Annotated in this window: 12 protein-coding genes, 1 tRNA gene and 1 pseudogene; 6 read left to right on the top strand and 8 right to left on the bottom strand. The window is 71.7% G+C overall.

The window, feature by feature from the left end:
- Window positions 1-13: 13 nt before the first annotated feature.
- A pseudogene (locus J7W19_RS05440) lies at window positions 14-226 on the bottom strand (winged helix-turn-helix transcriptional regulator); the annotation flags it as partial.
- Between the two features lie 17 nt (window positions 227-243).
- On the opposite strand from J7W19_RS05440, the gene J7W19_RS05435 reads away from it, so the two are divergent.
- A complete protein-coding gene (locus J7W19_RS05435; RefSeq protein WP_004952162.1) occupies window positions 244-594 on the top strand; it encodes a RidA family protein in 351 nt (116 codons plus the stop codon).
- A 31-nt stretch (window positions 595-625) separates the two neighbouring features.
- On the opposite strand, the gene J7W19_RS05430 is transcribed toward J7W19_RS05435, so the two are convergent.
- Window positions 626-811 (bottom strand): DUF397 domain-containing protein, encoded by a 186-nt coding sequence (locus tag J7W19_RS05430; protein ID WP_004952160.1) that lies wholly within the window; start codon window positions 809-811, stop codon window positions 626-628.
- Window positions 808-1,629: a helix-turn-helix domain-containing protein gene (locus tag J7W19_RS05425; RefSeq protein WP_158688825.1), complete on the bottom strand. Its 822-nt coding sequence runs from the start codon at window positions 1,627-1,629 to the stop codon at window positions 808-810. The genes J7W19_RS05430 and J7W19_RS05425 overlap by 4 nt, the downstream gene beginning before the upstream one ends.
- 137 nt (window positions 1,630-1,766) lie before the next feature.
- Here J7W19_RS05425 and J7W19_RS05420 point away from each other — a divergent pair, with 137 nt between their 5' ends.
- The 4 genes from J7W19_RS05420 to J7W19_RS05405 all read left to right on the top strand — a co-directional run bounded on the left by J7W19_RS05420 (window position 1,767) and on the right by J7W19_RS05405 (window position 5,688).
- Window positions 1,767-2,102 (top strand): hypothetical protein, encoded by a 336-nt coding sequence (locus tag J7W19_RS05420; RefSeq protein ID WP_004952155.1) that lies wholly within the window; start codon window positions 1,767-1,769, stop codon window positions 2,100-2,102.
- A gap of 174 nt (window positions 2,103-2,276) precedes the next feature.
- A complete protein-coding gene (locus tag J7W19_RS05415) occupies window positions 2,277-3,608 on the top strand; it encodes an IS701 family transposase (protein WP_420877667.1) in 1,332 nt (443 codons plus the stop codon).
- A gap of 107 nt (window positions 3,609-3,715) precedes the next feature.
- Complete coding sequence (locus tag J7W19_RS05410) at window positions 3,716-4,474, top strand: hypothetical protein (protein WP_004952151.1); 759 nt, start codon at window positions 3,716-3,718, stop codon at window positions 4,472-4,474.
- 224 nt (window positions 4,475-4,698) lie between these two features.
- A complete protein-coding gene (locus tag J7W19_RS05405) occupies window positions 4,699-5,688 on the top strand; it encodes a glycerophosphodiester phosphodiesterase family protein (RefSeq protein WP_004952148.1) in 990 nt (329 codons plus the stop codon).
- 188 nt (window positions 5,689-5,876) lie between these two features.
- Here J7W19_RS05405 and J7W19_RS05400 read toward each other — a convergent pair whose 3' ends face one another.
- From J7W19_RS05400 to J7W19_RS05380, 5 genes are all read right to left on the bottom strand, one after another.
- On the bottom strand, window positions 5,877-6,485 hold the full coding sequence (locus J7W19_RS05400; protein ID WP_004952147.1) for a response regulator transcription factor: 609 nt from the start codon (window positions 6,483-6,485) through the stop codon (window positions 5,877-5,879).
- A 115-nt stretch (window positions 6,486-6,600) separates the two neighbouring features.
- Window positions 6,601-8,898 carry a sensor histidine kinase gene (locus J7W19_RS05395; protein ID WP_210455281.1) on the bottom strand — a complete coding sequence of 766 codons (2,298 nt, stop codon included), beginning with the start codon at window positions 8,896-8,898 and terminating at the stop codon, window positions 6,601-6,603.
- A gap of 436 nt (window positions 8,899-9,334) precedes the next feature.
- A tRNA-Pro gene (locus J7W19_RS05390) sits at window positions 9,335-9,408 on the bottom strand.
- Between the two features lie 127 nt (window positions 9,409-9,535).
- Entirely contained in the window at window positions 9,536-10,942 is a 1,407-nt protein-coding gene (locus J7W19_RS05385; protein WP_004952143.1) for a hypothetical protein, read from the bottom strand.
- Window positions 10,943-11,043: 101 nt separating this feature from the next.
- Window positions 11,044-11,658, bottom strand: coding sequence for a Uma2 family endonuclease (locus J7W19_RS05380; RefSeq protein WP_004952140.1), 615 nt, complete (start codon window positions 11,656-11,658; stop codon window positions 11,044-11,046).
- Window positions 11,659-11,813: 155 nt separating this feature from the next.
- Between J7W19_RS05380 and J7W19_RS05375 the strand changes: the two genes are divergently transcribed.
- Window positions 11,814-13,007 carry an argininosuccinate synthase gene (locus J7W19_RS05375; RefSeq protein WP_004952138.1) on the top strand — a complete coding sequence of 398 codons (1,194 nt, stop codon included), beginning with the start codon at window positions 11,814-11,816 and terminating at the stop codon, window positions 13,005-13,007.
- Window positions 13,008-13,022 lie beyond the last annotated feature (15 nt).

Here is a 13,022-nt window from a genome sequence, read left to right as displayed (position 1 = left end):
ACCGCTGCGGGCGTCAGGCGTCGAAGCGGCGGCGGGCGGTCTCGATGCGGCCGAGGTAGGTGTGGGTCCATTCGCACATCGCGTCGACGGTCGCGAGCAGGCCCCGGCTCGGTGCGGTGAGGGTGTACTCGACCCGCGGCGGCACCGTCGGGTGCGCGGTGCGCTCGACCAGGCCGTTGCGCTCCAGCATGCGCAGGTTCCGCGTGAGCATCTTGTGGCTGATGCCTCGGTGCCAACCGGCAGGTGTCGATCGCCACCGGATCGAAGCTGGTCTTCGTCGCCGGACAGGTCGCCTGGGACGCCGAGGGGCGCACGATCGGCGAAGGTGACCTCGCCGCCCAGGGCGAGCGGTGCTACCTCAACGTCGGCACCGCCCTGAGCGGGGCCGGCGGCTCGTTCGACGACGTCGCGAAACCGACCGCCCACGTCGTCGACTGGACCCCCGACAAGATGCCTTCGCTCTTGGACGGCATCTCCCGGGCGAGCGCGAAACTCGGGGTCACCCCGGTCCCGCCGGCCACGCTGACCGGCGTCGCGGCGCTCTCCGCCCCCGATCACCTGGTCGAGATCGAGGCGACCGCGATCCTCGACTGAGCGGCTGCCCTGCGGGCGGCGGCCGCGGAATTCAGTCGCGCGCACACGCTCGCAGGGAACTGAGGAACGCGGCCCAGGCGGCGGGGCGTGTGGTGATGATCAGGGTGGGGTCGGCGGCGCGCTTGCTGTCGCGTATGTGTATGAGGTCGTCGGCGGAACCGGCTATTTCAAGGCAGTCATTGGAAGTAGCGCTGTGCTTGCTTTTGCGCCAGATCATGAGTATCTGTCCTCAAGCGTTCGGCGGATGAGGGCCTTGGACGCTTCAGCGGACAGGGAATCCGTGTGCAATTGATCGTAGAGGCTGACGTAGATACCGACCTCGCGGGGCTTCGTCACGAAGTACCCGTTGTTCATGGTCTCCTGGTACACGACCGTACGCCCGTCCGCGAGTGTCCAGATGGTGGCCCAAGCCAGCCCCGGGATGACGGCACGATTGGCTGCGAAGGGCAGTACCTGAACCACCACATGCGGTTGTTCGCATTCTTTCAGCAGGTGCAGGAGCTGGTCGCGCATGACGTGGGAGGGGCAGACGGCCCGGTAGAGCGCCGACTCGTCCAACACACATCGGACCCACGGATAGTGGGGCCCGTCGACGACACTACGCCGGGCCAAGCGAAGGCCGACTTTCTCGTCGAGGTCTCCACCGAAGAAGGGGATGCCGGCCCCGAGCAGAGCCGTCGCGTACTCCTTCGTCTGGAAAAAACCGGGAACCACGTGAGTGTAGAGCTGGATCCGGCTGGCCTGGGCCTCGATGTCCTCGATTTCCTCAGGCCATTTCTTTTCCCAGCTGCGCGCCAGGAACGGCCGCATCTCGACCAGCTGGCCCCCCGCCCCCAACTCCCGGTCCAGCAACTCCGTGATGTCCTGCGGCGGAACGTCCTCCGCGCGTTCGAACTGGGCGATGCGGCTCCCCGAGAGCCGTACCACCTCGCCCAGCTGAATCTGGGACCAGCCGCGCGCCTTGCGCAGTCTGCGGATCTTGTCGCCGAACCACTCGTTCAAATTGGTGGGTTCGATCCGCTTTGGTGCGGGCACAGTTGTTCGCCCCTCCGTTGAAGCCGGGCATCCCTGCAACGGGAGCGGCCTTCCTACAGCCGTTACTCCTGGTCACGGTACCGCTGCGCGGAGATGCTGGGAATCGAATCGCAAGATCCCGCGAGAGGAACACCAGCATGGACAAGCCACCCGCTCCACAGCACCAGCGCGCGCCCGCCGTCGGCGAGTTGGTGGTCGACGCGCGGCGTGAGCGCGTCGGGGAGGTCACCGACACCGGTGAGGGGAGGGTGCGGCTCCGGCCGCCGACGGGCGGGGATCCGTGGGAGGCGCTGCCGTGCGACGTGCGGCCGGCGACCGACCAGGACGCGTGGCGGGTGTACCGGCCCTCGCGGTGCGTGGAGTGCCGGGACATCAAGCGGAGGCGCAGCCTCGCGCTGGCGGCGGGTGACCTGAAGACGGCGGTGGAGCTGACGGAGGCCATGGGGGTCCACCTCCGCCTGGCGCACGCGTAGCGCACGGCCCCCGCGGGCCCCGGGTATGAAAAAAACATACCCGGGGCCTGCTCGCATTCATCCCTCAACTCGTGCCCGGCTCACTGCCGGGACGCACCCGCTACCTGGGACCGTCGACACCGTCACCGGGGGAACCCGGGCGGGGTGTTCGTACAGCGGATGTGAGGGATCCCCATGAGTGGTGCTGCCATTGCCGTGAGATCGGGTGCGGAGCGCGGGGCGCGGTCCGTCGCGGTGCCGGCCGCCGGGACGCGGGCCCGATTCCGGGCCCGTGCACAGACGCAGACGCAGGACGACGTGCTGGCGGAACTGTGCCGCGTCGCGCTGGCGACGCTGGCCCGCAGCGACCAGCGCCGGCACGGGGAGGCGTACCTGCGCGGACTGCTGCGGGCGCGGGGGCGGAAGTCGATCCGCAACATCGCGGGGCTGGCGGGCGGGGCGGCGCCGGAGCAGAGCCTGCACCACTTCGTCTCCAGTTCGCCGTGGGACTGGCGGCCGATGCGGCAGGCGCTGGCGCACCACCTCGTACGGACGCTCGCGCCGCAGGCGTGGGTGGTGCGGCCGATGGTGATACCGAAGGCCGGGGAGAACTCGGTGGGGGTCGAGCGGCGGTTCTTCCGGGAGGCGGGGCAGGTCCTCAACGCCCAGCAGGCGGTGGGCGTCTGGGCGGCGTCCGCGTACCGCAGCGCGCCGGTCAACTGGCGGCTGATGCTGTCGGAGGGGTGGCTGGGGGACCCGGTGCGGCGCGGGCAGGCGGCGATCCCGGACGCGGTGCGGACGGAGACGCCGGGGGAGTGCGCGGTGGAGGCGTACGCCGGGATGATGCGCGACTGGGGGCTGCCGGTGCGCCCCCTGGTGCTGGACGCGCGGGAACCGGACGCGCTGTCCGCGCTGCACCGGCTGCGTGCCTGCGGGGTGCCCGTACTGGCGCGGGTGAGCGGTTCGCTGCGGGTGGCGGTGGCGGACTCGCCGCTGTCGGGGCGTGAGACCCGGATGTCGCCGGCGTCGCTGGTGATGGCGGGCGCGCGGGAGTTGCGCCGCCCGGTGATCTGGCGGCACGACCCGGACTCGGACGCGTTGGGCACATCGCTCACCGCCGGGGTACGGGTGGGGCTGCCGGTGCCGCAGGGAGGCGCGGGCCGGGGGCGGTTGCGGGAGATGCTGCTGGTGGGCATGGGAGAGAACGCGGACCGCTGGCCGGACGAACTGTGGCTGACGGATCTGGTGAACGTGGCACCGGCCGCGCTCGTCCGGCTGAGCGGGCTGCTGCACCGGGTGGACCGCGACTTCACGTCGATCGCCGACCGGGTGGGCATCCGGGACTTCACCGGGCGGTCGTTCGGCGGCTGGCACCGGCACGCGACGCTCGCGTCCGTCGCCCACGCCGTCGCCCTGCTGTCCCCGCCGGCCGGTCCGACCGACCCGACCGATCCGGCGGGCGACGGCCCGCACCTGCCGGGGCCGGGCGCGTCCTCCGCCCCGGGGGTGGGGCGCCGCGGCATGTGAAAACTTCACACCACCGGGATGACCGAATGGCTGTCACCTGATGGGCGACTGATCGCATACTGAGCGCGACAGGGGGCCGGGGGGCCGGGGGGAGAGGGACAGGGACGATGCGGATCGGCACCGGACACCGCGTGCTGCACCTGTGGTCACTGAGCGAGGACGTGGTGGTCGAGCACCGGGCGAACGGCGCGATGGTGGTCAGGGGCCGCTGGGGGGCGGAGTGGATCGACCGGCCGGTGCCCGCGGTGCGCGAGGCGCTGCGGCGGATGGAGCTGGGGCCGGTCCTGCTGGCGAACGTCGAGACGGGAAAGCGGGGCGTCGGCGGTCCGGGGCGCGAGCGGGCCGGACAGGGCACGGGGCAAGGTCGGAAACCCGGCCCGGGGCAGAAACAAGGCCCGGGACAGGGCCCGGGGGAGGGGCGTGGGCGACGGCGGAGTGACGGGCCGGACCAGGGCCGGTTGATCATGATGCGGGTGGTGGGCCGGCTGTCGCACCTCATCGTGCGGACACTCGGCGTGGACGACCTCAGGGGCCCTTTACTCTCGGTCTCCCCAGTGGCCAGGACCGGCTCGTTCGTACCGGCCCCGCTACCGGAGGAGACCCCCGTACGGCTGCCGGCCGACGCCGTACTCACGCCCTGGCGCTCCGGGTTCACGCTGGAACGCGCGGACGCCCGGTACCGCGTGGTGCTGCACCGGCCGGAGGCCGTGTGGGTGCTCGGCATGCTCGCCTGGCCGGTGACGCCCGAAGCGGCGTCCGCCGGGCTGCCGTTGCCGCGGGAGATGACCCGGGAGATCCTGGCCTACCTGGCCGCGGCGGAGATGCTCGCTCCGGCGGGGGAGCGGGCCGGGCTGCGCGTGGGGTGAGAGCGGCGGGTGAGGCCGCGTCACATCACATGGACCGCCCGGCGCGCCCCCGCGTCCCACCCAGGCGTTCCAAGCGGTCCGCGTCGCCCCTGGCCGGGCCCGCGGGCGCGTTCCCGTGTCCCGAAGTCGCCGGTCCGCATGGCGGCCGGACGGTGTCGTCCCGCAAGCTCGGGTGATCGAACGTTCAGGACGGGACTCATGTGACACGTGAAGGAGCGCCTTCCTTGACCACTCACCTCCGCCGCGCCACCGGCCCGCGGGCGGTGCTCGCCCTGGTGGCGGCACTGTGCGGGCTCATCGGCGCCACCGTGCTCGGGCCGACCCCGGCCGCGGCGGCCGACCAACGGCACGCGATCTACGCCATCGCCCACCGCGTCGACACCGTGGACGGCGTGGACGCCGCGCTCAACCACGGCGCCAACGCCATCGAGATCGACGTCTGCGCCTGGTGGAACCCCAACGAATGGCGTGCCTACCACGACTGCTCCTCGGCCGGTGAGAACCGGCGGGGCCCCAGCTTCGACAGCATGATCGACCGGATCCTCTCCAACGCGAAGGCGGGGCGCCGGCCGGCGCTGGTCTGGCTGGACATCAAGGACCCCAACTACTGCGGCGAGCAGCCGAACCGCACGTGCAGCGTCGCCGGTCTGCGTGACAAGGCGCAGCGGCTGACGGCCGCCGGAATCCAGGTGCTCTACGGCTTCTACGAGTACCACGGCGGCAGCGACCCGGACGTCGGCGGCCGGGGCTGGAAGAGCCTGGAGGGAAAGCTCGGCAAGCTGGAGGGCATCACCACGACCGGGTCGCGCGAGAAGGTCCTCGACGCCTTCAACCGGTCCGGAGCCGGGTTCCCGAACGGCCGCCGGGTGATGGACTACGGCGACACCAACATCCCCAACGGGTTCGGCAACTGCACGGAACCCTCCTACAACACCTGTGCCGAGCTGAAGAAGGGCGCCGCGGACCGCGCCGCCGGCCGCCTCGCGGCCACGCTGTCCTGGACGACCACGTACAACGACCCGTGGTACGTCGACAAGCTGCTGGGCGACGCGCGGGTGGACGGCATCATCGCGGGCTACGGCCACTTCACCGGTGAGCGCGAGTACGACAACGGCTGGCAGTGCGCCAACGCCATCAAGCTCATCCGCGACTGGGTGGACCGCCACGGCGGGACGCACCGGATGGCCACCGGCGCGGACCGCCTGTTCAAGTAGCCGACCGTTCCGTCAGGCGTCAGGCGTCAGGCGAGAGCCGACAGGCGACAGGCGACAGGCACCGGGGAGCGCCCCGTGCTCACGGCCCGAGTTCAGGGCGGGCCGTGAGCACGGGGCCTCCGCCGTCCGGATTCGTCGGCGTCCGCCTGCGCGAGCCCCCCTTCGTACGTCCGCCTACGAGAGCCCGTTCACGTGAGCCAGCCCGAGTCCCGGGCGATCCGGATGGCGTCCACCCGGTTGCGGGCGTTGAGCTTGGTGACCACGGTCGTCAGGTAGTTGCGGACGGTTCCGGCGGAGAGGTGGAGCCGTGCGGCGATCTCCCCGGCCTCGGCGCCCTCCGCCGCCAGGCGCAGCACCTCGGTCTCGCGGGCGGTCAGCGGGCTCTCGGCGCCACCCCAGGCGGCGAGGGCCAGTTCGGGGTCGATGGCGCGCTGACCGGCGGCCACCCGGCGGATGGCGGCGGCCAGTTCGTCCGGCGGCGCGTCCTTGAGCAGGTAACCGGAGACGTGGGCGGCCAGCGCCCGGCGCAGGGTGCCGGGGCGGCCGAGGTTGGTGAGGATGAGGGTGCGGCACTCGGGCAGCCGCTCCCGCAACTCGGCGGCGGCGGTGAGCCCGTCGGTCCCCGGCAGGTCGATGTCGATGACCGCCACGTCGGGCCGGTGCCGGAGCGCGGCCTCGACGATCTCGTCGCCGCGCTCCAGTTGGCACACGACCTCGATGTCCGGTTCGAGGTCGAGCAGGGCCACGAGTGCGCCGCGGACCATGTGCATGTCCTCGGCCAGAAGTATCCGTATCACGGGGTGCCCTCGTCTGTAGCGTGCCGCGGGGCCGGCGTCCTGTGCGGTCCCGCGAGGTACGTGATCTTATCGCCCGCGGTCTCGTCGTTCGGTGATCTTTACCGCCCGTGGCCTGTCAACGTACCGCCAGCTCAGGCTCGTTCACCGGGTCCATGGGGGCGGGAAGGGACGCGGAGCGCTGTGCGGGGACCTCGGCGGTCAACCGGAACGTTCCGTTCTCCCCATGCTCGTACATCAGCCGGCCGCCGACCGCCGCCAGCCGCACGACGAGGTTGCCGAGACCGCTGCCACCGTCGGGCGAGGTGTCGCGGTGGGCGGGTGCGGCACCGTCGTTGCGGACCGTCAGACGGACCCGGTCGTCCGACGTCCGGGCCACGGCGAGCGTGCAGTGCCGTGCCTTGCTGTGGCGCAGGAGGTTGGTGACGGCTTCGCGCAGCACGGTGGCGAGCACGGTGTCTGCCTCCGGCCCGACGGGACCGGGCGCGCACTCGACGTACAGGGCGATCCCGGCGGCACACAACACCGAGCGCGCGGAGGAGATCTCGTCCTCCAGACACAGGTCGCGGTAGCCGCTCACGACGGTCCGGACGTCGGCGAGCGACTGCCGTGCGACGGCCAGCACCTCGTCGGCCTCCGCCATCGCCTGCTCGGGGCGGACGGGGATGAGACGGCGGACGAGTTCGCTCTTGAGTGTGATCGAGGAGAGGCTGTAGCCGAGGAGGTCGTGCAGGTCGCGGGCGAAGCGCAGCCGCTCCTGGGCGACGGCGGCGCGGGCGAGTCCGTCGCGGGTGCGGTGCAACTGCCAGATGACGTCGTAGAAGTGGGCGATCGCGTAGACGACGATGCCGCAGAGCAGCGTGGACTGGCCGTAGTAGTAGCACCAGGATCCGGCCTGGCCGCCGACGTACGCGGAGACGGGCAGGCTCAGACCCACCACCCAGTACAGCGCCCAGGCCGGCCGGGCGGGCAGGAGCAGCAGGAGCGAGCCGCAGAAGAATCCGGCCATGGACCCCCACCACTGCCCGAGGACGACGATCGGCAGGTAGGCCAGCACGCCTTGGACGCCCAGCGTGACGTACGCGCGACGGCCCAGCCGGCGACGGGCGCGCGGGCAGAAGTGGACGCACTGGATCGCCGCGCTCACGGCCAGGGCGGCGAGGCAGGCCAGGGTGGCGGTGGCGGACATGTCCCGGCGCAGGATGTTCATGGCGATGGTGGCCACGTAGTCCAGCAGCACGGCGACGGAGATGCCCAGCGCCGTCCGGGACGCCGGTGTGGGGAAGAGGCTCGCGCGGTCGTTCGGCCGGCGGCGGTGCGCGGCGGGCGCCTCCGCGTGTTCGGCCGGGACCTCGGCGACCAGGCGGAACCTGCCGTCGGCGGTACGGTCCGCCGTCAGGCCGCCGCCGAGGGCCCGCAGCCGGGCGGCCAGGCTGCCCAGCCCGGTGCCGTCGCCCTCGGAGGGAGCGCGCGGGGCGGAAGCGGCGCCGTCGTTGGTCACCGACAGGCGGATCATCCCGTGATCCGTGCGGGCGGCGGTGATGTCGCAGGTGGTGGCCCGGCTGTGGCGCAGGACGTTGGTGACGGCCTCCCGCAGGACCGCCGCGAGGACGGTCTCGGCCCGCCGGTCCACGGTCCCCACCGTGACTCGCGTCCGTACGCGTACGTCGACGTCGGCGGAGTCGAGGACCTCGCGCGCGGAGGTGATCTCGCGCTCCAGCGACATGTCGCGGTAGCCCTTGGTGACGGCGCGGACGTTGGAGAGCGCCTGCCGGGAGACGGTCAGCACCCCGGCGACCTCGTCGACGGCCCGGTCCGGGCGGGTGGGGATGAGGCGGCGGACGAGTTCGCTCTTGAGGGTGATGGCGGAGAGGCTGCTGCCGAGCAGGTCGTTCACGTCACGCGCGAAGGCCAGGCGTTCCTTGGTCACGGCGGCCTGGGCCAGCTCGGTCCGGGCGTCGCGGAGATCGCGGATGCGCTTCGAGAGGTGCGACAGGCCGAAGACGATGAAACCGCAGCCCTCCAGCCCCAGGGGCCAGTAGACGCACTCCACCCACCCGTAGCCGTGGTGGACGGTGACGGCCAGCAGCACGACACCCAGCAGGCCGAACAGCACCCAGGTCAGGCGCGGCGGCAGCACCACGAGGACCGACCCGACGAACAGGCCGGCCATCGTCACCCAGTAGAACCCGAAGACGGTGAGCGGCAGAAAGGTGAGGACCCCTTGCGCGGCCAGGGTCAGATAGGCGCAGCGGCCCAGGCGGCCCCTGACCGTCGACGAGGAGTGGGCGCACTGAAGGGCGCAGAGCACGGCGATCAGCACGCCGGCCCAGAACAGCTTGCCCAGGCCCACCACCTCGGCGAGGTTGAGCATGCACATGCTCGGATACGAGATCAGGACACCGGCGAAGAGCACACGCGCCAGCCAGGGGGTCGGCGGCCCGGGCACCTCCCTGTGCGGCCCCGGCCCCTCCTGACGACGGCCGCCGCCCTGCTCCGTAGCCCCTCGCCCACCGTCCCCCTCGGCGCCGTTTCCCGACCCGCTCGCTCCCCCGAACCGATCGCGCGATCCCATCTGCGACGACGCCCCTCCCCGATCACACGCGTCTCACATGTGAGGGCAGCATAGGGGACGGTAGTAAGGGGCCGCAGCAAAGAATGTGTGTTACCTGACCAAAAGTCAGGGTTACCACGGGTCTTGATCGGCGAGGCTGTCGCCGGGCGGAGGGGGACGAGAGCCGGGCAGCAGCGGCCGGACGAGAGCCACCGCCGGGAGCGCGCTGCCGGCCGAAGGCGCACAACGAGAAACCGCCCGACCCGGAAGATTCCGGATCAGGCGGTTGCCCTACGTGTCGGGACGGCGGGATTTGAACCCACGACCCCTTGACCCCCAGTCAAGTGCGCTACCAAGCTGCGCCACGTCCCGTTTGCCCGTTCCCTCCGGTTTTCGTCCCGGTGGGGCGTGCAGAAAGAAAATATCCTGTTCCGCGCCGTGATCCAAATCCGGGGGCGGGCGGGCTCCCCGGGGGACTCCGAGGGAGGTCCCTCCAAGGTCAGCGGAAAGCCGTCAGGAACCAGCGGACCCGGGCGACCTGCCCCTCGCCCGGCCCGGCCGCGGCCCGTTCCAGCAGCGCGTCCAGTTCGGCGCGGCGGGGCCCGGGCAGGGCCCGGTAGGCCGTCGCGGCACCGGCGGGCCCCCAGCCGTCGAGGGCGGTCAGGGCCCGCTCGCGCAGCACCGGGTCCTCGTCGTCCGACAGCCGGAGGAAGCAGCGCAGCTGGGCGGTCGGGCCGTGCGCGGACAGCAGCCGGAAGGCGGAGACGCGGACATGCCGGGGGCGGTCGTCCGCCAGCCGGTCGTACAACCAGTCCTCGGACAGCCGGTCGGCGACGGGCAGGAGCGCCGTGGTCGCCTCGCGGACGACGGAGACCGACGGGTCGTCCAGCAGCGGTTCCAGCCGCTCGGGCGCGCCCGCGTCCAGCACCCGCAGGGCGGCGACGGCCTTGGCCCGTACGGCCGGACGCGGGTGGCCGACCAGCGGCCACAGCAGCGCCGCGTCCGCACGCGTCCCGGTCTCGCCGAGCCCGGCGGGCGCGCCGGGGAGGACGTCGGGGCCGGCGCAGGCGGCCCGGTGCAGCGGCAACGGGTCGACGCCGTGCCGCCGCAGCACCCAGCGGGCGCAGGCGCGGACCAGCCCGGAGCGGTCGGCGAGGAAGCCGGCCGCCTCCTCGGTCTCCCCGGTCCGCCCGAGCGCGGTCACCCCGGCGGCGCGGACGCGCGGCTGCCGGGAGGCGAGCAGCGGACGCAGGACGTTCCCGTGATCCCCGTCCCGGGTGTGGGCGAGCGCGGCGTCCGCGCACAGGTCCTGCACGACGACGTCCGGGTCCGTGGCGGCGGCCCGCGCCAGCTCGGCGGCGGACAGGTGCCCCTCCTCGACGGCCACCCGGTACCCCAGCCGGCGGGCTCCCCGGTCCGCGCACGCCAGCAGCGCGTCGATCCGGTCGGGGCTCCGGACGAACGACATGACCAGGTCGCGGGCGAAGTCGCCCCGCTGCCGGACGGCCGCGCGCAGGGCGACCACCGCGACGAGCGCCACGGTGCCCGGCGAGACACCAGGCAGCAATCCGGCCAGCGCCCGCCGTGCCTCTTCGCGCACCGGCCGCGCCCAGTCCGCGCACCGCAGTACCACCAGCGCCGGAAACCCGGCCGCTTCCGGCCGCCGCAGCGCCGCCTCGCGCACCCGCCCGTCGGGATGGCACAGTGCGACCGCCACCGCCGCGCCGCCGGGCGCGGTTTCGCCGGCGCGCAGCCAGTCGATGGACAGGTTCTCCCAGAGCAGGTGCTCGCGCACGCCGTAGTCGACGTCGATCCACGCCGCCGGATCGGCGGCGTCGAACGGGACGTCGCCCCCGGAGCGGGCGGCCCGGAGGGTCGCGTAGGCCAGTCCGTACTCGCGGTTCACGGGGGTGCGTCCCTGTTTCGGTCGGTTCGATCGTCCGGAAGTGATGATCGTAGATCCGGCGTGAAAGAGGGGAGTGGTCGGGGTCGGGGTCGGGGTCGGGCTCAGCTCCGGCGCTTGAAGGAGGCGGTGGGGATCTCGATCTCCGAGCCGTCCTGCAGGCTCAGCGGGATGGTGTCGCCGTACTTGTACGTCTGCCGGGAGGCGTACGCGTCGTCCCTGGGGTTGGTGAGCAGGTCGCATTCGCCGCGGAACGGGTCGATGATGAGGTAGGCGGGAACGCCGAAGTGGGCGTACTGCCGCGTCTTGATCGCGTAGTCGTTCCTGTCGTGCCTCGACGAGACGATTTCGACAGCGATCAGCAGGTCTTCGTGGGAGAACGGCTCCGTGGCGCCCTCTTCGGTGATCGACACATCCGGGCAGCGCTTGGGCTCTCCGGGGAAGGTGAACTCCACGTCGGACAAGACGCGTTCCTTGCCGATGCCCGATTGCAGAGTGGCATCCCGAACTTCGAAAATGGTCAGGCTCTGAACGCTGCTCTGCGGCGTCATGACAATCCGGTCCCCTACTGCCTCGATCTTGAAGCCCTTCAGCAGGGGTGTGACGCGTTCGATGGCGTGGTGCATGGACTCGATCCGCGCGTGGCGCAGCGACTCGGTCCGCGTGTCGCGCGAGGACTCGATCCGCGCGTCGTGCGGGGACTCCATCTGCGCAGTCATGGTCTGCCTCCCCTGCTCGGGTCTCGCGATAGTCGCATCGTAGAACGCTCCTCCCCCGCCCGCCTGCAGACGATTCACTCTTCCGAGGCGTTGACGAAACATACGGGGGACTGCATAGTTATACCCATCACCGCATGCAAGGTAAGGAGAACCCCGTGACCGAGCGCGTCGTACTCGCCTATTCGGGCGGCCTGGACACCTCCGTCGCCATCGGCTGGATCGCCGAGGAGACGGGCGCCGAGGTCATCGCCGTCGCCGTGGACGTCGGCCAGGGCGGCGAGGACCTGGACGTCATCCGCAAGCGCGCGCTCGCCTGCGGTGCGGTGGAGGCGGAGGTCGCCGACGCCAAGGACGAGTTCGCCGAGGAGTACTGCCTCCCGGCGATCAAGGCCAATGCCCTCTACATGGACCGCTACCCGCTGGTCTCCGCCCTCTCCCGGCCGACGATCGTCAAGCACCTCGTCGCCGCCGCCAAGAAGCACGGCGCCACCACGGTCGCCCACGGCTGCACCGGCAAGGGCAACGACCAGGTGCGGTTCGAGGCCGGGATCTCCTCGCTCGCGCCGGACCTGAAGTGCATCGCCCCGGTGCGGGACTACGCGATGACGCGGGACAAGGCCATCGCGTTCTGCGAGGCCAAGGGCCTGCCGATCGCCACCACCAAGAAGTCGCCGTACTCGATCGACCAGAACGTCTTCGGCCGGGCCGTCGAGACCGGCTTCCTGGAGGACATCTGGAACGCGCCCATCGAGGACGTCTACGACTACACGGCCAACCCGGCCACCCCGCGCGACGCCGACGAGGTCGTCATCACCTTCGAGGCCGGCGTCCCGGTCGCGATCGACGGCAAGCCCGTCACCGTCCTCCAGGCCATCCAGCAGCTCAACGAGCGGGCCGGCGCCCAGGGCATCGGCCGGATCGACATGGTCGAGGACCGGCTCGTGGGCATCAAGTCCCGGGAGATCTACGAGGCGCCCGGCGCCATCGCGCTGATCACCGCCCACCAGGAGCTGGAGAACGTCACCGTCGAGCGCGAACTCGCCCGCTACAAGCGGCAGGTCGAGCAGCGGTGGAGCGAACTCGTCTACGACGGGCTGTGGTTCTCGCCGCTCAAGCGGGCGCTGGACGGCTTCATCGCCGAGGCCAACGAGCACGTCACCGGCGACATCCGGATGACCCTGCACGGCGGCCGGGCCGTCGTCACCGGCCGGAAGTCGGCCAAGTCGCTCTACGACTTCAACCTCGCCACCTACGACACGGGTGACACTTTCGACCAGTCGCTCTCCAAGGGCTTCATCGAGATCTTCGGCCTCTCGTCGAAGATCGCCGCCAAGCGGGACCTGGTCTGACCGACCGGCCGGCCG

It is taken from the genome of Streptomyces mobaraensis NBRC 13819 = DSM 40847 (genome assembly GCF_017916255.1).
GTDB classification, from domain to species: Bacteria; Actinomycetota; Actinomycetes; order Streptomycetales; family Streptomycetaceae; genus Streptomyces; species Streptomyces mobaraensis.
The sequence above is the reverse complement of the archived record's forward strand: the minus strand, read 5'-3'. Positions and strand labels throughout refer to the sequence as shown.